The sequence below is a fragment of the Paenibacillus sp. KS-LC4 genome, from assembly GCF_036894955.1.
Lineage (GTDB): Bacteria > Bacillota > Bacilli > Paenibacillales > Paenibacillaceae > Pristimantibacillus.
In genome coordinates this window covers 1,367,421-1,388,516 of the sequence record NZ_CP145905.1, presented here as the reverse complement: position 1 = coordinate 1,388,516, position 21,096 = coordinate 1,367,421, and the positions used below count along the sequence as shown (strand labels likewise).

The 21,096-nt window shown below is 50.4% G+C and carries 16 protein-coding genes; 4 read left to right on the top strand and 12 right to left on the bottom strand.

Annotated elements, in window-relative coordinates:
* Nucleotides 1-205: 205 nt before the first annotated feature.
* From V5J77_RS05850 to V5J77_RS05830, 5 genes are all read right to left on the bottom strand, one after another.
* The gene (locus V5J77_RS05850; protein WP_338554848.1) at nt 206-1,093 is read right to left on the bottom strand and encodes a cation diffusion facilitator family transporter; all 888 of its coding nucleotides are present in this window, start codon (nt 1,091-1,093) and stop codon (nt 206-208) included.
* Nucleotides 1,094-1,425: 332 nt separating this feature from the next.
* Nucleotides 1,426-2,475 (bottom strand): rhamnose ABC transporter substrate-binding protein, encoded by a 1,050-nt coding sequence (gene rhaS, locus V5J77_RS05845; protein ID WP_338554847.1) that lies wholly within the window; start codon nt 2,473-2,475, stop codon nt 1,426-1,428.
* A gap of 193 nt (nt 2,476-2,668) precedes the next feature.
* Nucleotides 2,669-3,661: an ABC transporter permease gene (locus V5J77_RS05840; RefSeq protein ID WP_338554846.1), complete on the bottom strand. Its 993-nt coding sequence runs from the start codon at nt 3,659-3,661 to the stop codon at nt 2,669-2,671.
* Between the two features lie 2 nt (nt 3,662-3,663).
* Nucleotides 3,664-4,701, bottom strand: a complete 1,038-nt coding sequence (locus V5J77_RS05835; RefSeq protein ID WP_338554845.1) for an ABC transporter permease — start codon at nt 4,699-4,701, stop codon at nt 3,664-3,666.
* A gap of 113 nt (nt 4,702-4,814) precedes the next feature.
* Nucleotides 4,815-6,329, bottom strand: coding sequence for a sugar ABC transporter ATP-binding protein (locus tag V5J77_RS05830; protein WP_338554844.1), 1,515 nt, complete (start codon nt 6,327-6,329; stop codon nt 4,815-4,817).
* A gap of 211 nt (nt 6,330-6,540) precedes the next feature.
* On the opposite strand from V5J77_RS05830, the gene V5J77_RS05825 reads away from it, so the two are divergent.
* Nucleotides 6,541-7,746 (top strand): DUF6688 family protein, encoded by a 1,206-nt coding sequence (locus V5J77_RS05825; RefSeq protein ID WP_338554843.1) that lies wholly within the window; start codon nt 6,541-6,543, stop codon nt 7,744-7,746.
* Nucleotides 7,747-7,865: 119 nt separating this feature from the next.
* Here the strand turns inward: V5J77_RS05825 and V5J77_RS05820 are convergent, their stop codons facing one another.
* From V5J77_RS05820 to V5J77_RS05810, 3 genes are read right to left on the bottom strand one after another with little or no spacing between them, the layout of a single operon-like run.
* Nucleotides 7,866-8,315, bottom strand: coding sequence for a GNAT family N-acetyltransferase (locus V5J77_RS05820; protein ID WP_338554842.1), 450 nt, complete (start codon nt 8,313-8,315; stop codon nt 7,866-7,868).
* 17 nt (nt 8,316-8,332) lie between these two features.
* Nucleotides 8,333-9,853 (bottom strand): sugar ABC transporter ATP-binding protein, encoded by a 1,521-nt coding sequence (locus tag V5J77_RS05815; protein WP_338554841.1) that lies wholly within the window; start codon nt 9,851-9,853, stop codon nt 8,333-8,335.
* 22 nt (nt 9,854-9,875) lie between these two features.
* Entirely contained in the window at nt 9,876-10,646 is a 771-nt protein-coding gene (locus V5J77_RS05810) for a DeoR/GlpR family DNA-binding transcription regulator (protein ID WP_338554840.1), read from the bottom strand.
* A gap of 176 nt (nt 10,647-10,822) precedes the next feature.
* Here V5J77_RS05810 and V5J77_RS05805 point away from each other — a divergent pair, with 176 nt between their 5' ends.
* Together V5J77_RS05805 and V5J77_RS05800 are read left to right on the top strand one after the other, a co-directional pair.
* Nucleotides 10,823-12,550, top strand: coding sequence for a methyl-accepting chemotaxis protein (locus V5J77_RS05805; protein WP_338556581.1), 1,728 nt, complete (start codon nt 10,823-10,825; stop codon nt 12,548-12,550).
* Between the two features lie 187 nt (nt 12,551-12,737).
* Entirely contained in the window at nt 12,738-13,937 is a 1,200-nt protein-coding gene (locus V5J77_RS05800; protein ID WP_338554839.1) for a ParB/RepB/Spo0J family partition protein, read from the top strand.
* Nucleotides 13,938-14,095: 158 nt separating this feature from the next.
* On the opposite strand, the gene V5J77_RS05795 is transcribed toward V5J77_RS05800, so the two are convergent.
* From V5J77_RS05795 to V5J77_RS05785, 3 genes are all read right to left on the bottom strand, one after another.
* Nucleotides 14,096-15,715: an ATP-binding cassette domain-containing protein gene (locus tag V5J77_RS05795; RefSeq protein WP_338554838.1), complete on the bottom strand. Its 1,620-nt coding sequence runs from the start codon at nt 15,713-15,715 to the stop codon at nt 14,096-14,098.
* Nucleotides 15,716-15,940: 225 nt separating this feature from the next.
* Nucleotides 15,941-17,011: a Gfo/Idh/MocA family oxidoreductase gene (locus tag V5J77_RS05790; RefSeq protein ID WP_338554837.1), complete on the bottom strand. Its 1,071-nt coding sequence runs from the start codon at nt 17,009-17,011 to the stop codon at nt 15,941-15,943.
* A 138-nt stretch (nt 17,012-17,149) separates the two neighbouring features.
* Nucleotides 17,150-18,286 carry an MBL fold metallo-hydrolase gene (locus V5J77_RS05785; RefSeq protein ID WP_338554836.1) on the bottom strand — a complete coding sequence of 379 codons (1,137 nt, stop codon included), beginning with the start codon at nt 18,284-18,286 and terminating at the stop codon, nt 17,150-17,152.
* 172 nt (nt 18,287-18,458) lie between these two features.
* On the opposite strand from V5J77_RS05785, the gene V5J77_RS05780 reads away from it, so the two are divergent.
* A complete protein-coding gene (locus V5J77_RS05780; RefSeq protein ID WP_338554835.1) occupies nt 18,459-19,601 on the top strand; it encodes a virulence factor in 1,143 nt (380 codons plus the stop codon).
* Between the two features lie 294 nt (nt 19,602-19,895).
* Here the strand turns inward: V5J77_RS05780 and V5J77_RS05775 are convergent, their stop codons facing one another.
* Nucleotides 19,896-21,038 carry a transglutaminase domain-containing protein gene (locus tag V5J77_RS05775; protein ID WP_338554834.1) on the bottom strand — a complete coding sequence of 381 codons (1,143 nt, stop codon included), beginning with the start codon at nt 21,036-21,038 and terminating at the stop codon, nt 19,896-19,898.
* Nucleotides 21,039-21,096 lie beyond the last annotated feature (58 nt).

Genomic DNA, 21,096 nt, shown 5'->3' with positions numbered 1-21,096 from the left:
ACGAAGAGGCCTTCGCATTTGCGATCGACCTCTTCGTCCAAAGCTCTGTAACTACTGCTGTTACTGACTTTAATGCTTGATTTACTAGCTCTGGAAAGTAAGTCTATAGTCACAAAATTCATTTAAGACTAAAGCATCATATCAAATGGATTATTTTCCCTTGGGAACAATTACATCCCTATTATTCGACAACTTTTTCGACCGTTCACTCGAATTTGACACCATCAAGCTCATGGGGCTCTACATGGACATGAACACTCATAATATTGTGCTTGCGCTCCATGCGATGCTCAATGTCATCACAAATGACATGGCTTTCGATCAGTGTGAGCTCGGGATCAACCTGTACAATGACGTCAACCAGCACGTTGCTGCCATGAACGCGGGCTTTAATATCCTTAATGGATTTAACCCCTTTCGTACGTTCAATCGTCGCCCTGAGCGTCGTCAGCTCATTCTCGTCAAAGCCATCCGTCAGCGCATGGGTCGAGCTGTAGAAAATTTCCCAAGCCGTCTTGCAAATAATAATACCAACCGCAATTGCCGCTACTGGATCGAGCCATGGAAGGCCAAACTGAGCGCCGATAATACCAATCGCAGCTCCCGTACTGACGAGCGCATCGGATAAATTATCCTTTGCCGCCGCCATCAGCGCCTGATTGTTAATCCGCTTCGCCAGCCGCCGATTGTAAACATAAACGCTCAGCATGACGACAGCAGAAAAAATAGCGATCCAAGCCGAGTTAAGCGATGGCGCCGCTTCTTTTCCCGACCACAACGAGCCGACAGCTGTAATCAATACTTGAATGCCGACCGTTGCCATAATAAAGGACGCAATCAGCGCGGCAATCGTCTCTGCCCGAAAATGTCCATAAGGATGATCTTTATCCGGCGGCTTCTGTGAAATTCGCAGCCCGATAAGCACCGCAAGCGAAGCCACAATATCCGTTAAATTGTTAAAACCGTCCGCAACGAGCGCACCTGAAGCAAAATAGTAGCCGCCTCCTAGCTTTAATGCAGTCAGCGTCAAATACGTCGCAATGCTGAGCCAAGCACCCTTCTCGCCCTGCTTGATTTTTTCATACTGATCCAAAGCGTCCTTACCTCATTTCCTAATGATCTCCAAGTAAAGGTATCATACCCGACTAAACCAGAGTGGGTCTAGAGAAACAGTGTTGACCTTATGCGTACTTTTATGCAGCAGGGCAACACTTTACCTTGGAAACCGCATAACGACAGGGACTGAGGTGGATCGCTTCGAAACGCTATTTCAGAAAAAAAATTTTGCGCGGCCGCTTAATTGGCTCTTGTTGCTGAAAATCAAAGGAGCCTTGCACCATTTTTGACGTAATCGCATTCCAACGGCTGCATACTTTACTCTCTGCCATATAGGAGAGCACGCCTCGTTCTTAGCCTCGTTTAGCTTTAGTAAACTTCCTTCCACTCGGCAATGTTGGCTGCATCAAATTTAAACGGATCGCCTAGCATAATCTGCGTGCCGCCAATGTCGACAATGACTTCCTTATCGCCGAGACGTCCTGCCGTAAATTTGTCGCCTACCTCGCCTGTAATCGTACCGTTGACGAGCGCATCAGCCGCATAGCCGGACAAGTAGCCTACATCGAGCGGATTCCACAAGTACATCCATTCACTTACGCCGCTTTCAATGTATTCCGCCATTTCGCTCGGCAGGCCAAGACCTGTCAAATGCACTTTGCCCTTCAGTCCTTTGTCGGTCAGCACTTTGCCTGCTGCTGCAATTCCTACCGTCGTTGGCGCAATAATGCCCTTAAGATCAGGATATGATTTAAGCAGTGCTTCTGTTTCCGATACGCTTTTATCCCGCAGATCGTCGCCGTAAGCAACCTTCACTAGCTCGATTTCTTTATATTTCGGGTCTTCCAGCTCCGTTCTCATCCATTCAATCCATGTATTCTGGTTCGTCGCCTGAGAGGTTGCGCTGAGTACCGCAATTTGCCCTTTACCGCCGATCATATCGGAAATAGCCTGTATTTGCACACGCCCGATCCGCTCTGGGTCAGCTTGGTTAATATGCACCATACGGCTTTCACCGTTAACGGCGGAATCAAGCGAGAGCACCTTAATGCCTTGGTCCATCGCTTTTTTCAATGCTGGCTGGAGGGCATCAGGATCATTACCTACAATGGCGATAGCTGAAACCTTTTGCGAAATCAGCTCTTCAATCATTTGGATTTGCGCTTCGGCAGTTGGCTGATCCGGTGCCTTCAAAATCGCTTCGTGACCAAGCTCCTCAATCGCCTGCTGAAACCCCTCCATCTCCTTTTCGCCGTAAGGGTTGCCTGTATTTTTAAAGATGATTGCAAATTTCTTCTTGCCGCCGCTCGCCCCGGCATCGCTGCTCGTTTCTCCTGCTTTATTCGTCGATGTGCTGCATGCGGCTAAAAGCGTTAACACCATAATCACTGTCAAAAATGTCGCTACAACCTTCTTCATCTGTATTGCCTCCCTTTAATGTATATATATAAAAAGCTGCATTTCTTCCGGATGAGTCGGGCAGGCTGCCGCAAACGAAACGCTCTGCTCTCTGCTGCCACTCCCGCTCCTGTTAAAAATGCTGCCGTTTACCGCTCTGCAATTACTCTGCATCCCCTTACCTCTACACGGTATTACAACCGCGCCTTTGTCCTTAGCTGCTCTCCTTTCTTGTAAGAGAAAACAGCTTCAGCTTCGGCAGCATAACCGCTACGATAAGCAGCAAACCAAGAATAATGAGCAGCACTTGTGCGGGCACATTGACCAGACCGAGGCCGTAGCGCAGGAAGCCGATTAAGAACACGGCCAAAATCGCGCCAATCATTCGTCCTTTTCCACCCGCTGTACTGATACCGCCGAGCACAACCATTGCAATAACATCCAGCTCATAGCCTGTTGCCACATTCGGCCTTGTGCTGCCCATACGCGAGGTGAGGAATAGCGCTGTAACTGCCGCCATTAGGCCCGCCAAGGTGAAGACGATAATTTTCATCCGGTCGACGCGAATACCCGAGAAGCGGCTGGCTGTCAAATTATTGCCCATCGCATAGATGCGTCGTCCGAAGGTTGTGCGGTGCAGCAGCACGATGAACACCGCCGCAAATGCTGCGAACACAATAAGGATAAATGGAACCGGGCCAACATAGCCCCAGCCAAGAAAGCTAAACCAGTCGGGAAACTTGCCTGCCGCTTGATCCTCAAGCAAAATATAAGCGATGCCGCGATAAATGATCATCGTTGCCAGCGTCACAATGACCGAGGAGAGCTCCTTGAACTTGACGACTAATAGGCCATTAATGAAGCCGCATACAAGTCCAACACCGAGGCAAATGAGCATTGCGATCGGCATGGGAACGCCCGAGTTATAGAGATCGGCCATAATGACAGAGGATAATGCAACAATCGACGCTACAGAAATATCAATGTCCCCGAGTATAATGATCAGCACCATCGGCAGCACGATAAAGGCTTTATCGAGAAAGGTCATCGTCGCATCCCTGAGGCTGTCAAAGCTCCAATAATACTCCGACAAATTCATGTTCATAATGTTTACGGCAATAAAAATCAGCACCAGCATCCATTCCCATTGCATAAAAAAGCGCTTCCATGAAAAGGCCCGGCTGCCCGAAATGACACGTGTTTCCATCGTTAAATGTTCCTCCTCATGAGGTTATTGCGGTCAACGCCCCGTTTAACGAGCGCATTCGTAATAACAGCGATCAATATAATCGAGCCTTGAATGCCCATCTGCCAAAAAGGCGATACATTAATAAGCGGCAGTGCATTATTAAGGATGCCGAGCAATATCGAGCCTAATATAACACCGGACACTTTTCCCGAGCCGCCTGCAATGCTAACCCCGCCAAGTACACAAGCTGCGATAACGCTTAGCTCGTAGCCCATAGCTGTATCCCCTTGCGCTGAAGCGAACTTCGATACCCATAGCACGCCTGCAAGACCAGATAAGCCGCCCATAATCGAATAGACGAGCCATAAAATCCGGTCATTGCGAATGCCGCTTATTTTCGCCGACTCTGGATTGCTGCCCACCGCATATATTTGTCTGCCGGTACGGGTGTGATTGATGAAATAATAAAACACAATATAAATGACGACTGCAATAACAATCAGCGTATTAATTCCAAAAATCGAGCCTGTGGCAATCGCTTTAAAGCTTGTTGGCATTTGATGGGCACTTACCCATTTGCCGCCGCTCGCCATAAAGGTCAGCCCGCGAAACACATTCATCATGCCGAGTGTGGCGATAATCGGGAGAATGCCCATTTTTGCAATGAGAAACCCGAGTACGACGCCGCACACTAGCCCGACAGCTGTTCCCAGCAAAATCGCAATCAGCGGATTGACCTCTGGGAACGCGTTAACCGTCAGCGCAGCAACCATGCCTGATAGCGCCAGCGTCGCCCCAATCGACAGGTCGATGCCTCTCGTAATGATGACGAGCATCATGCCTACCGCCAAAATGCTTAAGATTGCCGTGTTCGTAATCATATCGTTCATATTTTCCAGCGTTAGAAAGCTTGGATTGCGCAGCTGCACGAGGAGTGACAGCACAATAATAAATGCTAACAATCCCAGCTCACGAAACTTCGCGACCATAGCGCTCAGCGACTGCTTCTCTGCTGGCTTGTTCACTAACCCCTTGGCAGCCATTTTTGTTTCGGCCATTGCCGTCCCACCCTTTTCGTTCATAATGGACTATTCTCTGTTCAAAAATAACGCTTGCGTATGGCCCCGCATCAGCAGCGGAAGCGAACTGCTCTTGCTTAAGCTCGACTTCGCTAAGCCAGCGCCTCATTCGGGCTGCGGCTTTCCATCGCCGCCTGCAAAATATTTTCCTGCGTCACCTCGCCCTGACCGAGCATCGCCGTAATCCGGCCTTCGCGCATCACCGCGACCCGATCGCACATCCCGATAATTTCCGGCATTTCCGAGGAAATCATAACGACGCCGTAGCCTTGCCCTGCCAGAGTGCTAATAATTTCATAGATGGCTGATTTTGCGCCAACATCTACACCCTTCGTCGGCTCATCGAGAATGAGAATGTCGAGGTCGGCGGTCAGCAGCTTGGCGAATACCACCTTCTGCTGGTTGCCGCCCGACAGCGAGCTGACCAGCTGGTAAATGCTCGGCGCCTTGACGTTCATTTTTTGCGCCAGCCTAACCGCTTCCTCCTCCTCCTTCGCCGTATCCAGCGAGCCCTTGCTGACGAAGCGTTCAAGCGAGGTCAGCGTAATATTGCGCGAAATTTCCCAATCCAGCACCAGCCCCTGCTTCTGCCGATCCTCAGGCAAATAGCCAATGCCAAGCTTCATCGCCTGCTGCGGATTTTCAATTCGAGCCGGCTCACCCTTCACAAACACCTGTCCTCTGTCATACGCATCAATGCCGAACAGGCTTTGGAATACCTCTGTGCGGCCTGCGCCTACAAGTCCGGTAAAGCCTAATATTTCTCCGCGCCGCAGCGAAAAGGAAATATCTGCGAAATAGCCCGTTCTGCCCAGCCCCTCCGTCCTCAGCACCTCATCCCCAAGCGTCGCCTCCGTCTTCGGGAACAGCTGCGTAATTTCACGGCCCACCATGGCGACGATTAAATCCTTATTGTCAATTTCATCGACCTTCCAGCTGCCGATATATTTGCCATCGCGGAACACGGTCACCTTGCTAGCTAGGCGATACATATCCTCGAAGCGATGGGAAATAAAAATAATCGAAGCACCGCGATCCCGCAGCCGCTCTGTGATCCGATATAGCTCCTCGCTCTCCCGCTTAGTAAGCGCCGCTGTCGGCTCATCCATAATGATGATTTTCGCATCGGTTGACAGCGCTTTCGCAATTTCGACGATTTGCTGCTCCGCTACGCTTAGCGAGCCCATCAGCGTACGCGGGCTGAATTTTGCGCCAAGGTCATCCAGCAGCCTTTGCGCTTCCTTGTGCATCTCGCCCCAGCGGATGCGGCGCGTCCCTTTTTGAACCTTTTCATGACCCATAAAAATATTTTCCGTCACACTGAGATCCGGATAGCAGGTCACATGCTGATAAATCGCGGCAATGCCGAGCCGCTTCGCGTCATTCGGGCTTTGAAACTGTACCTTCTGTCCATTCACATACATCTCGCCTTCAGTTGGCGCATGCACGCCGGTAATGATTTTAATGAAGGTGGATTTGCCTGCCCCATTTTCACCCATTAACGCATGGATTTCGCCGGGTGCCAGCTGGAACATGACATCGCTCAGCGCCTTCACTCCGGGAAATATTTTTGTAATCGCTTTCAATTCTAAAACATATGGCTCCATCGGCTTGCTCCTATTCGTCAGCTTATTTAAAGCAAACATGAAATAGCTTTTTCCAGTCACTTTAGATGTTCATTTACTTTCTTTTGTGATTGTTCATGTTCGTTAATTTATCATTTCTACATGATTCGCGCAACTCCTTTTTTAAAAATGGCTGTTTCGAAAAAAAAATTCGCGTCGGCTAGACCGGAATTGGGTAAATATGAGAGGATAGATGATACATACAAAGGGGATTAACAGCATCGTTGTCCGCCTCAATGAAGGAGAGAAGAGTTTGCTTTTTTATTTGCTATTATTTATTGCTATCTTTCTTTTCCCGGTCAGTTCCATCGTATTAATGATTCGCAGCTGGATTGTAAATGAACGCACAGCCGTTAAAAAGGTTTATGTGACAATAATGGAGATTCTGTGCTTCATCGCCATGGCGGGGTTTATAGGTTTAGGCTTTTTATTCAACAGCTATGGTATAGCAGGAGGCTTGCCGCTGCAACAGAGTGATCTAACGGGGAACTTTCTGAATGGCTACGCTACTTTGTCCAATGATTATGTCGTGACCGTTATTTGCAGCTTTATTTTGAGCTGCTTCGCCTATTGGGCATTAAAATTAACTAGGGGGGCTTTGTCGCCAATTCTTTTTGCAGCAGCCTCTGTTCTCCTCATTGCCAATGTCATCTTCGCTATCTTGTATTTCGCGCATATCGGCTTCGGCCGTTACGGTGATGATTCCGCTGGAGCCACTCCTATTATTTTGCTGCATTTAGGCTTCGCTTGCTTAATCGGACTATATGTCGCTGAGCTTAAGCATTCCGCCAATGCGTTTATGCACAGCTCCCAGCAAGAAGAGATCGTGTACAGCAGCAAATGGCTGCGGTGCTTGGACTATTTTCGCCAAAAATATTCCCGGCTGCCGCTGCTCTGGTCGATTGCTTTTTTCCCAGTCATGCTAATCGTCCAGCTGCTGCTGATGCTGTTCGGGCAGCGCCCCGATAGCTTCATCCGCGTATTTCTCGAGACGAGCAGCTTTCATTATTCGCAATTGCCAGCACCTCCGCCCGTTATCGTGCCAGGAGACGGCCATTATTTATGCACCGTTTCGGTGAGAGGGCATCGCAAAATCGTCAAGCCGCTGCGCGCCGGGCTGCGGCACGGCTCCAGAATCGTCGTCAACCGCCAACTGCTGGTTGCGAATGCTTTTGAAAATATTATCGAGGAATACGCGCCGCGAACGCATAAAATCATCCGCCGCTGCTACGATAAATACGGCTATCCGCTCAGCAAGCACATCAATCAGCCATGGTCTGCCGATGTCGTTTACCTGCTGATGAAGCCGCTGGAATGGTTTTTTCTCGCCGTGCTATATACGGTGGATCGGAACCCCGAGAACCGGATTCATCGGCAGTATAGCGAGCTGCGGAAATAGCTTTATCGGCACTGAAAAAAAGAGAGATTAGCTCTGCTTGAAGAAGCAGACTGATCTCTCTTTTTCGTCTCATCGCAGCCATACTGTAGTTAATAATTTCTGTGCTGTTGAATCATAAGCTACATCATCTTAATAATGAATCCAGTCTTAACCCCCTGCTGGAAACCGCAGCTTTCATAAAATTTATGAATTTCCTCTCTCTTAGACCCTGTCATTAACATAAGTTTGTAGCAATTCCTCTCCCTTGCAATTTCAATAGCTTTATTTAAAACCAATCGTCCGTACCCTTTTTTTCTATGATCCGAATGTGTAACTACATTTTCTATCAATCCGTATGGTCTTCCGCTTCTCGTTAAGTTCTTGATCAATGTTAATACACAGGTCGCAACAATTATGCCACCATATTCAACAACAATGATCTTCATCATTTCATCATTTAAAATCGCATTCCAAATTTCTCCGATCTCTTCTAAGTCTAAATCAGGATCGTCTTTATTTAAATGTTTATACAACTGGAGAATCTCAGGTAATTCATTATTTCGAATGAATCTGACTATTGGATATGACATCTTTGTACCATCCTTGTTTAAGAGTTACTTTTATTATGACTTGCCTCGCCGCCTGAAGCATAATGCAATATCCGCTCAAGCGTCGCTTCCTCTCTTAGCATCGTATGGCGGATCGAGCCGCCATGCATAACGGCAATTCGGTCCGACATGCCGAGCATTTCTGGAATATCGGAGGACAGCATAATGATTGATTTCCCAGACAGCACCAGCTCGTTCATAATGTTGTAAATGTCGATTTTGGAAACGACGTCGATGCCCGCCGTCGGCTCCTCAATGATAAAAATCCGGGCATTGCTGAACAGCCACTTGGCTAAAATAACCTTCTTCTGCTTGCCGCCGCTAAGGTGCATCGGCTGCTCCGTCTCTTCGCCTGTAATTTCCAGGCGATCCATTAAATCCTTGGCATAAGCAGCCTCCTGGCCGCTGCGAATAAACCCGGCCCGCGACACACGCGGAAGATTAGTCAGCGTAATATTTTCCGCTATCGGCGCATTCAAGATCAGCCCTTCCTCCGAATGCAGACCCGTCACATAACAAATGCCGTTTGCTTTCGCCTTATGCGGCGTCATCTCTCTAAAGGAGCGCCCATTCAAATGAATGGCACCTTCATACGGCCCCTCTATGCCAAAAAGCACCTTGGCGAGCGTTCGCCTCCCCGCGCCACCGAGCCCGGCAATCGCCAAAATTTCTCCTCTGCGCAAGCTCAAATTGACATTGTTCAGCCTTCCCGCCAAGCTGAGTCCTTCCGTACGAAGCAGCTCAGCGCCTAGCTGCACCTTCAGCTTCGGATAGCGATTATACAGCTCCTTGCCTGCCATCGCCTCGATAATTTCTGGCATACTTGCGGTATCGTCCATGCGCCAGGTCCGAAGCACTGCGCCATCACGAAGCAGCGTGGCCTGATCCGCAATATGCTGGAGATCCTCCATACGATGAGAAATGTACAGAATGGCTACCCCGAGCTGCTTCAAATGACGAATAGCCTTGAACAGCCGCTCACACTCCTGATTGTTCAGCGCAGCCGTCGGCTCATCCATAATAATAATGCGCGCCTGCTGAGATAGCGCTCTGATCAGCTCAACGAAGCGTTGATCGCCGATGGACAGTGTATTTACGCGCGCCCGGGCATCGACCGCCATACCAAATTGCTGCAAGTAGCTTGCAGTCTGCTCATGCAGCAGCTCCCAGTCGATTAACTTCGGCCATAACAACGGCTTCAAGGGCTCGCGGCGCATAAAAATATTTTCCGCAATGCTCAAATCCTGAAACAGCCGCAGCTCCTGATGAATGGCCGCAATGCCAAGCTGCTGCGCCTCATTCGGGCTGCCGATGCTGACAAGCTCTCCGCAAAGTGAAATTTCGCCAGCGTCTGGCGGAAAAAGTCCGGCTAATATTTTCATCAGCGTCGATTTACCCGCCCCATTTTCCCCAATAATCGCGTGAACCTGACCGCTTTCAATCGTCAAATGGATGCCATCCAGCACCGTCGTTTCATTAAAGCGCTTTCTAATATTTCGCAGCGTCAATAATTCGCTCAAGTTCGTTCTCTCCCCCGCACGACTACTCCAGCTCAAACGTCGTATACAGCTTGATTGCATGATCAAAATAATATTTTTTGTATTCGGCTGGCAGCTGTTTATTTGTGATGACTTTGCTTGCCATCGTCAGCTCTCCAAGCTTCGCAAAGCCCGGCGCATCAAATTTCGTATAATCCGCTGCGATTACGATTTCGCCCGCCATGCGCTGCACGCCTTGAATCATCATCGCTTCCTCATAGCTGTCTACTGTGTAGCCTGCCTGAAAATGAGCTCCCTTAACGCCTATAAACGCCTTCGTCACATAAATGCCGCTTAGCGTCTGCAGCGCAAAGCCGCCTATGAGCGTCGAGGTGCCCGCAATTAAATCGCCGCCCGTCAGCATAACCTTCACTCCTGGCGTATCCTTGAGCGCTAGCGCAACTAGCAGATCATTCGTAACAACCGTCGCCTTCTTATCCTTCAAGTGCCGGGCTATTTCCAGACAAGTCGTACCCGTCCCGATAAAAATCGCTTCGCCGTTCTCAATAAGCCGCGAGGCAATTTGCCCAATAAGCCGCTTCTCGCCCTGCAGCTTATCTTCCTCGACCAGTGTCGGCATACCGGGCTGATCTTCTTCATTCAGCACGGCACCGCCATATATTTTCACCAAAAAACCTTGCTGCTCCAGCTTGTCGAGATCTCGCCTAATCGTTACCTCGGTCACCGAGAAACGCTCGCTCAGCTCCACAACGTCAACGCGCTTGTCTTTTATTAGAATTTGTTTGATTTTTTTGATTCTCTCTATCGCAAACATAAGGTATGCTCCACTTTCTATAAATGATTCTTATGGTGCGATTATAGCATATTTCTGTTTGTTTGTGATCGACCCTCTCCCCTCCCTAATAACGCTTACTATTTTTGCCGATACATATAGGTAGTGAGACTTACGGACTATTGCTGCAAAAGATGCCAGGGAGGCTGCTTTCATTGATGAATAGCTTGTTTATGCGTATTTTTATGTTTTTCTCGATTATTTTGCTTATTATTGGCTCAGTGCTTGGAATTACCTTGTATCGTTCCTCCGCTCATTTAGTCGAAAATTCAATGGGGATGCAAGCACAATCCGTTGCTGAGCGGGCAGCCAGCCTTGTTGATACACAGCAATATGATAAGCTCAGCGCAGGCATGGAGCAGACCGATTATTACAATGAGCTGCGTACGCAGCTTAATGATATGCGTGAAGCGAACGGTTTAAAATATTTGTATACGCTTGGCATGCGTGAAGAGGGGGGACAGCCTGTCTACTTTTATGTTGTGGATGGCGCCCCCCAGGACGCAGCAGAGGATGATTTTTCCTCCTTCGGCTCGGTTGAAGAGAATCCCTATACTGGCATGATTACAGCCTTTCAAGAGATGAAGCCCAGCATTGGCGAGCTGACTCAGGATGAATATGGGGAAACTTTATCCGCTTATGTACCGATTATGTCTGCTGATGGCAAGCTGCTTGGAATCGTAGGCGCTGATCTCGATGCTACGAAGGTTTACGAGCTGATGGAGCAAAATCGCAATACGATGATTTGGATGGCGCTAGCAATTTTCATGCTCAGTCTGTTGCTCGTCTATTTGCTCGCCCGTTATTTGACAGGGCCGCTCGTTCAGCTCAAAAAGCTGATTGCTCGCGTCGGCAGCGGCGACTTGACGGTCGCTATTGATTTAGACCGCAAGGATGAGGTCGGGCAGCTTGCAGCCGCCTTCAAGGCATTAGTTGAAGATACGCGCACAGTCATTAGCGGCATACGCAGCAGCTCTGATCGGCTGCTAACCGCCGCCGAAGCGGTTTCTTCTCATTCCCTTGCGACGAAGGAAGCAGGCGTTACGATTACGGACAGCATTCAGCAAACGTCTGAGGGAGCTGCTGCACAGGTCGTGCGCGTCGGGGAAGTTACGCATGCGATGGAGGCGATAACCTCAAGCATGCAGCATATTGCCCATTCCGCTGCCATCGTCTCGTCCGTATCGGAAGCAACGACCAGCAGCGCTAAAAGTGGCGAGGGAGCGATTGCCGCTGTCATTCAGCGGATGGACACCATTCATGCCGCCACTTCCAAAATGAGCGATACGTCTGCACAGCTGGAGCAGCATTCCGGTAAAATCGTCGAAATTATTTCGATTATGAAGGGGATTGCCGCACAGACCAATTTGCTTGCCCTCAACGCCGGAATCGAGGCTGCCCGTGCGGGCGAGGAAGGACGCGGCTTCGCCGTCGTCGCCTCCGAGGTGAGAAAGCTGGCAACCCAATCACAGGAATCCTCCGAGCATGTGGCGACGCTCATTGCAGAAATTGTCCGCCATACTTCTGATTTGTCTAGGCAGATGGAAGCGAGCAGCGCGGAAGTGCTCGCAGGACTCAGCGCTGTACAGGAGGCAGGGGCATCGTTCGCCTCCATTCATTCCGGCATTGGCACCATTAATGAGCGCCTGCATGAAGTATCTGCCGCCTCCGAGCAGCTGTCCGCTGGATCGCAGGAGGTCGCTGCCTCCATCGAGGATATGGAGAGCATTTCCCGCGGGTCGGCCTCGCGCTTTGAACAGGTCGCTGACGCTTCCGGGCGGCAGCTTGCCTCGATGAATGAAATCAGCCTCTCAGCGGAATCGCTGCGCCAGCTCTCTAAAGAGCTGAATGCACTCATTGGCCGCTTCAAAACCGAGCCACTGTGAATAATGGTGAATAAACGAAGCCTTCTTTTGCAGGCAGCGACTGTTTTATAGTGAAATAGAAGCATAAAATCCAGTTATTTCAAAGGCCTTCATTCCCTCGAAGGCCTTCTTTGTTATATAATTAAGGTTGGCCTATAAGCCCTGCCACGCCGGTATGGAAGCCTGGTTGACAGATAGGAGAGTAGATATGGACATTATACAAATGGATATTAATCTGATTGATGAAGATACGGATCAGCCCCGTTACCAATTCGACGAGCAGTCGCTGCAAGAGCTCATCACTAGCATTGAGGAGCTTGGCCTGCTGTCGCCGATCAAAGTCAGAAAAACAGATAACGGACGCTACAAAATTATATATGGCAACCGCCGATACAAAGCTTGCATCGCGCTTGGGAAGCGGACCATTCCTTGCATCGTCTCAACGATGACCAATGAATTGGATATTTATTTGGAGCAAATTGCCGAAAATTTGACGCGCGAGGGCTTCTCGCCGATTGAAGAGGCGGAGGCGTTTCACAAGCTGCTGAACAACGAAAAGTTTAGCAGCTCCGTTAAATTTCTTGCGAGCAAGCTCAGCAAGCCGGAATCGTATATTAAAAATAAATGCGAGCTGCTCAAATTCAGCAGCGCGGTTAAGAAGCGGATCGTCAGCGGCACAGCAATCCGCAAGGATGTGCTGACGGAGGATCAGCTGCTTCCGATTAAAGACTTGCCAATGGAGCTGCGCGACCCGCTCGCGCTTATTTTCGCGCGTGACGAGATGCCCGTCAGCGATGTCAAGAAAATCGCCAAGCTATTCAAGGACCCAGAGATTTCTGCAAGCACGAAAGAGAAGCTGCTGTTTAAAAATGGCCCTGGACTGCTCGAAACATGGTCCGTTCGCCAGAATAACAAAGCCGAGCGAGCCAAGCCCGCCCAGCCGGCAGAGCCTAAAAAGAAAGCTGCTTCGTTACAAGCCGAGCCGCAATCTGTGCAGCAGCCTATGGAGCAGCCGTCTGTGGTGCAGCAAGAACAGCCGCTGGTCGGCGCAATGGACAACCTGCCTAATTATAGCGCTGCGCTTGCTGCTAATACGGCTTCTGTTGATAGTACTGCTGTATCGGCCGCCCAATCGGCAGCTGCTAATGTGCCTGTAGCGGCTCCGTCTGCCTCCGCCGCAGCGACACTCGCAGCCTCCGAAGGAGAAGCGAGACTTGATGGGATGCCATCTGTTCTCGCTCAGCTTCAGCAGTTAATGACGACGCTGGAGGCTGCGGGCGCACCGCCGCTGGCGAAAGCACTTGAAAGCATGGAAACGGAAGCCAGAGACACTTTTCTACAAGATGTAGACAAGCTAATTGTCCATTTGCAGCATCAGCTGATGGAATGGAACCAGCATAAAGAATAGCCTGATCCCGGCCCGCTTCAGCCCAATCATAAGCGCTCCAACTATTGGAGCCTGTGGAGCTATTGGAATGACTACAACATTAAACGCAAAAAAGGCATCCTGCTCGTCTCCTAGACGAGCAGGATGCCTTTCTCTATTTCAAGCGCTATTCAGCTCTATTATTCAGCGTACATTTTTTCCCGAAGCGCTTTAACCTCATCGCTTTCAAGGTACTCATCATACGTCATCATGCGATCAATCAGTCCGTTAGGCGTAATTTCCATAATACGGTTCGCAATCGTTTGAACGAACTGATGGTCATGAGAAGTGAACAGAACCGTGCAATCCGTATCAATCAGGCCGTTATTGAGCGCTGTAATGGATTCGAGATCCAAGTGATTCGTCGGCTCATCCATCAGGAATACGTTCGAGCCGCTGAGCATGATTTTGGAAAGCATGCAGCGGACCTTCTCTCCTCCGGACAATACGCTTGCTTTCTTAATCGCATCGTCACCGGAGAACAGCATCCGTCCGAGGAAGCCGCGGATGAACGTCTCATCCGGATCTTTGGAATACTGGCGAAGCCACTCAACCAAGTTCAGATCAACACCATCGAAGTAAGACGAGTTATCTTTAGGGAAGTAGCCTTGCGTTGTTGTAACGCCCCACTGATACGTACCCGCGTCCGCTTCAACCTCGCCCATCAGCACTTGGAACAGCAGCGTCTTCGGCTGTTCGTTCGGGCCAACAAATGCGATTTTATCGCCTTTATTAACGGCAATCGTCAGGTTATCCAGCAGCTTCACGCCATCCACCGACTTCGTCAAGCCTTCTACGAGCAGCAGCGATTTGCCTGCTTCGCGTTCACCCTTGAAGTTAATAAACGGATATTTCCGATTCGACGGACGAATGTCATCGAGGGAAATTTTATCAAGCAGCTTCTTACGGGAAGTCGCCTGCTTGGATTTCGATTTATTCGCGCTGAAGCGCTGAATGAACGCCTGCAGCTCTTTAATTTTGTCTTCCTTCTTCTTGTTCTCGCCGCGCATCAAGGAAAGCGCCAGCTGGCTGGACTCGTACCAGAAGTCGTAGTTGCCGACATACATCTGGATTTTACCGAAATCAATATCGGCGATATGCGTACATACCGTATTCAGGAAGTGACGGTCATGGCTGACCACGACGACCGTTCCTTCATATTTAGCAAGGAAATCTTCTAACCAGCGAATCGACTCAATGTCCAAATGGTTGGTAGGCTCATCGAGCAGCAAAATGTTCGGTTCGCCAAACAACGCTTGCGCGAGCAATACACGTACCTTCTCGTTACCACTCAGCTCAGACATCGACTTGTCATGCAGATCAGGTGTGATGCCGAGGCCATTGAGCATTTCTGCTGCCTGCGACTCAGCCTCCCAGCCGTTCATATCAGCAAATTCAGCTTCCAGCTCGCCTGCACGCATACCGTCTTCATCGGTAAAATCAGCCTTCGAATAAAGCGCATCCTTCTCTTTCATTACATCATAAAGCTTCTTATGGCCCATCATAACCGTTTCAATAACAGCAAACTCGTCATATTCAAAATGGTTCTGTTTCAGTACCGCAAGACGCTCACCCGGTGTAATATGCACTTCACCGCTCGATTGCTCTACTTCGCCAGATAATATTTTCAAAAACGTCGATTTTCCTGCGCCGTTCGCGCCAATAAGGCCGTAGCAGTTGCCCGGCGTAAACTTAATGCTAACATCTTCAAAAAGCGCCCGCTTCCCAAATCGAAGCGTTATGCCAGTAGTACTAATCATGGTTCGCAATCCCGTCCTTCACATTCATTCTCATTATCTTGCATTATTATAGCACAGTATGCCCGCAAACGAACCTCGAATTGTCAATTCGCTGCATTTTTCCGCGCGAACAGGCCCCGGTGAAGCCGCCATTTTCAATAAGCGGCCTTTCGGGACCTTGCTTCATCTGTGCTTGTACCGGCAAGTCCGCATCAGGGCATGTGCACGGCTATTCCTGATCCAGACTTAGTCCCAGTGCAGCTTCACTTCATTTCCTGTACGGGACGACTCATATATCGCATCCAAAATTCTGCTGTTCGTATAACCGCTCAGCGCCGAGGCAATCGGCTGCTTGCCTTCCTTAATGCAGTCGATGAAATGCCTGCTCAGCAGCACGCGATCCTCTTCCCCATCAAATGGCGTAATTTCTGATTCCACGACTTTATCATCCTCATGGGTAACGTAGCAGCCATTGGTGCCAACAAGCGCCGCGCCGCCCTCCGTGCCCATCAAATGGATGAACGGCTCCTCGCTAAGCGAAGCCGAATGCGCGGCCCAGCTGACGTCCAGCGACAACGTCGCGCCATTTTCAAACTTGATAAGCGCCGTCGCCAAGTCCTCTACATCATAATAGCCGTCCCAATTTGGTGTACCCCAAGTGCCTATGCCGCGTCGCTTCGGACCAAACTCGGCGTATGTCGAGCCATATACCGATACCGGACGCGGGTTACCCATTAAATACAGCGACAGATCAAGCATATGCACGCCAATGTCAATTAGCGGGCCGCCGCCTGCCTGATCCTTGCGGGTAAACCATGAGCCCCAGCCGGGAATGCCTTTTTTGCGAAACCATCCGGTTTTCACATTGTAAATCGAGCCGAGATCGCCATTTTCCACACGCGCTTTAATCGCACGGTTAATGCCGAGCCAGCGCATTTGATGCGCCATCATCAGCACCTTGCCCGCAGCCTGCGAAGCCTCATAGATGGTGCGGGCCGCTTCGGCATCAATGGCCATCGGCTTCTCCAGCAGCACATGCTTGCCCTGCTTCAATGCCTCAATCGCTAAAGGCGCGTGAAATTGGTTTGGTACGCCGATGATGACCGCATCCAGCTCCTGGTCCTCAAGCAGCGCCTGCGGACTTTTATGAATGGTCGTTATGCCAAATTCCGCTGCGCGCTGCTCGGCAAGCGGCAAGTATGCATCCGTTACCGCCGTTACAATTGCAGCTTCTGCTCCTACCTTTTGGAACGTTTCCATATGCACTTTGCCGATAGCTCCGGCCCCAATTATTCCTATACGAATCGGTTGACTCATTACATGTTCCTCCTATAGTAACGATGCGCTGTCATTTATTAATGCCGTTCATTCTGCTTGCCTACTTACTAAGTATACGCATGAAGCGGCCGGGAAGTCATTTCACAGTTTTGGCTTTCTCTTGTCCGCGTTTGGCATTTATAGTCCTGCAAGTCGCCAACATTCCCCGTGAGGCAGCACAACAATACGCTCCTTCTCAATGCAGCGGCTATCCCGACAAGCTTCTAAACGATCCAGCGCTTCGCGCGGCGTATCGTCGGCGAGCTTAAAGGCACCGTAATGCATCGGCACAAAAAACCTCGCCTCCACATCCTCGAATGCCTGCAGCGACTGCTCTGGCGTCACATGCTGCGGCCCCATGAACCATTCTGGCTCATAGGCGCCTATCGGCATGAGGGCAACATCAATTTGGAACTTGCGTCCGATATCCTTGAAGCCCGGAAAATACCCGCTGTCTCCTGCAAAATAGACGGTAGGCGCAATACCCGCTATAGGACGGGCAGCATGCCCCGCTCCATCGGTATGTCCCAGGCGATCAACTTCTTCTGCTGCCTTTGCTGCTGTTGATGCTGCATTTGGCGCTCCCACTGTCTGCTGCTTGCGCTCCGCCACACTGGCGCTGCCGCCCAAGCCGTGCAGTTGAGCTTGCTCGTGCGAGTGGTCGCCGCTTCTGCTTGGCATCGCAGCATAGGGCTCCATCACCCAACCGCCCCAATGCGAGCTGTTCATATCCCACGGATTGCGCCTCGTCCAATGCTGAGAGGGCACAAAGGTGAACTTAACGCCATGAATATGAACCGATTCCCACCAATGCAGCTCCTTGATACGGCGGAAGCCTTTGAGCTTAAGCTTGCTTGCAAGCCCCGCAGGAACAAGAATTTGCTTGCCGCCTCCTAGCTTGCGGAGCGAGTTAATGTTCAAATGGTCATAATGCGAATGGGAAATGAGCACAACGTCAACCGGGGGCATATCGCTGATGGGAATGCCCGGCGGCGCAAGCCTTTTTTCAAAGGCCATATTGCCTGACCAGACGGGGTCCGTCACAATATTAAGCCCCGCCATCTGGATTAGAAAAGTCGAATGCCCGACCCAGGTGACGGAAGGGTGCTTGCGGTTATGATGCAAATAATGCAGATCCGGCGCTACATTCGGCACGGTATATGAATAATCCTTGCTTTTAATCTTATTTGATCTTTCCGAGCGCCATCTTTGAAACTGTTTAAAGGAGTTATGCTGCTGAACCTGCTGTTGATTTTCAAATCTTCTGGGTTTCATTCTGGCTTCCTCCTACGCTTTATATAAATAGAGTATAGCATTAAGATACCAACTACGAGCGAGCGAAGCAACTTTCCAGCCGCTTCTTATGCACCTTGGATTCGCATCCTCCTGCAAATTCATGTAAACTAAACCCATAACCTTTGAATTGTATGAACGGAGGATGATAAATGTGAAGCTTTTATCCATTGAACCGACGCCCAGCCCGAACTCCATGAAACTGAATATGGATGAATCGCTGCCGCGCGGCGTAAGACAGACTTTTTCGAAAAAAGAAGCTGAACACGCACCGGAGCCATTGAAAAGCCTCCTTGCTATAGATGGGGTGCGCAGCATTTTTCGCACCGCTGATTTTATTGCCCTCGACCGCGTATCTAGTGCGGATTGGGCGCTCATACTCGGTGAAGCAAGGACGCTGCTGCATGGAGACGGCAGCGAGGCTGGTCAAGCAGCCTTGACCGAGAACAGCTATGGCGAGGCGCATGTACTCGTACAGATGTATCGGGGCATTCCGATGCAGGTACGCGTAAAAAACGGCGAGCGCGAAGCTCGCTCCGCGCTGCCTGAGCCATTCACAAACGCTGTCAGCGAAGCGGCCGGCTCCTCCATGATTCGCGAGCGCAAGCTTGAGGAGTTCGGCGTCCGCTATGGCGAGCTTGAGGAAATTGCCGCCGATGTCGTCCTCGAGCTGGAAGCCGCCTATACGACGGAGAGGCTGAATGAGCTGGTCGCCGCCGCGAAGGCGCAAGGGGCAGCAGGCGACGATGCCGCAGCAGCTCCGGCAAAGCCAGCGCAGCGAACGGCGGACGAAATCGCCGAGCTGCTGGAATCGCCTGACTGGCGCATTCGTTATGCCGCGCTTGACCGCTTGACGCCAGAGCCCGAGCTGCTGCCCCTTCTCGCTAAAGCACTGAGCGACGACACCGTGTCGATCAGAAGGCTAGCCGTTGTTTATTTGGGCGACCTTCGCACAGCTGAAGCGATGCCTTATTTATTTCAGGCGCTCCGCGACAAATCGGTATCGGTGCGCAGAACGGCTGGAGACACGCTCTCCGATTGGGGCGATCCTGCCGCTACTGCGCCAATGATTGAATCGCTTAGCGACACGAACAAGCTTGTGCGCTGGCGGGCTGCCCGTTTTCTTTATGAGGTTGGCGACGAATCGGCCATTCCTGCCCTGCGCATCGCAGCACAGGACAGCGAATTTGAAATTCAGCTGCAAGCCCAAATCGCTTTGGAGCGCATCGAGCGCGGCGAGGAAGCAGCTGGCTCCGTCTGGCAGCAAATGACGGCCGCCCGCCAGCAGGGCAAATAAAGATCGGACTATATACACTTTAGCGCCCTTACTTTAAGATTACCTTTCATTTTACAGCGATAAACAAGCGCAAACGGCTAAGGTTGTCCTCTGGCCCCAATACTGCCGCTCCGTTTCGCGGTTAAATATAAGCTGATTATAAGGCTGAAGCTTCTCCATTCTAATAACTCAAAAAAAACCTCTTGGCTCACCTCCAATAAATGGAAGGGAGACAAGAGGTTTTTGGCTGCTTAGCTCGTTTTTCTTGCTTGGCGACTCGTTTGTTGCCTTATTGCTTGTGCGGCTTGTGAAGGCTCAATAGGACAGCTGCAATTTCACTAGCTGCGAGCCATCATGCAAATAAGGCTCATAGCGTGCAGAGTAGCCAATCGGTACATTCAGCGCAGCTATGGCGCTTTTGAGATCGGCGGAAAAGGTAGCGCCCAACATATAGCGAAATTCAAGGCTGGTCGCTCCGCGCTTGACGCCAGCACGAATTTTTTCGGTCAGCGCTGCACGATCAGCGACGATGTTTTCCGGCTTCAGCCACTGGAAGCCAAGCTGCTGCCCGAGCTTTTTGTAAGAAGCTGCGGCAGAGCCGCCCTTCTTCTCAAGCTTGTCTAGCTCTGCGGCGTACGAAGTATTCGCGGCCGGATAGCTTTTTTTCCATTGATGGTCATGACGCATTTCCTTGTCGGTCTTCAAATAGTAGCTGTACTGGATCGTATCAGCTGGCGCCGCAGGGTCGTTCGAGACCGGATCATCCCATGTTACATCGAGATGGTACCAGTTCCCGTCGAGCTTAACCATATTCCACGCATGATCACCTGTATCAACTGTACCCTCGGCAATCCTCGTCGTTATGCCTGCTTCACTCAGCATTTTGTAGGCAAGCAGCGCGTAGCCCTGACATACGGCCCTTCCCGTCGTGAGCGCTTCATAAGCGGTATATTGAGTCAGCGATTGATCATAGCGCAGCTTTCCTGCGATCCAATCATGGATCGCCTTCACCTTCAAATGATCATTCATGCCGGGAGTGACCAGCTTCTTAAGCTGCTGTGCAACGACGCGGTCCACCTCAGCCGTCTGCGCCTTCGATTCCCGGTAGCTCGCCTCCATCTTGATCGTTGAACGAGTGCCGAGACTGCGTGTCGTATACACATACGATTCCAAAATATACGCCGTATAATCATCCTTCGCCATCGCGCGTTCAATGATTGCTTTAAGCTCTGCCGACAGCTTGCTGCTATCCCCATTATATTGAAGCGTAAAATGCTCTTCTCTATTTTTAAAATGCGCGGCCATTTCCTGCTCCAATTGACTAATCGTTCCGCTGCCTTGACCCTGCTGCTCTGATGCCGCGAATACAGGCAGCCACTCCGGCTTCATTGTAAAATAAAGCGTGCCTATTACCGCCGCCGTGATGACCGCCGGTTTCCATATAGAAAAACGCATCATGCTCACCCACCTTTTTTGTAAGCGATTTACTTCTTGTAATCTAACTGTAATATATCGC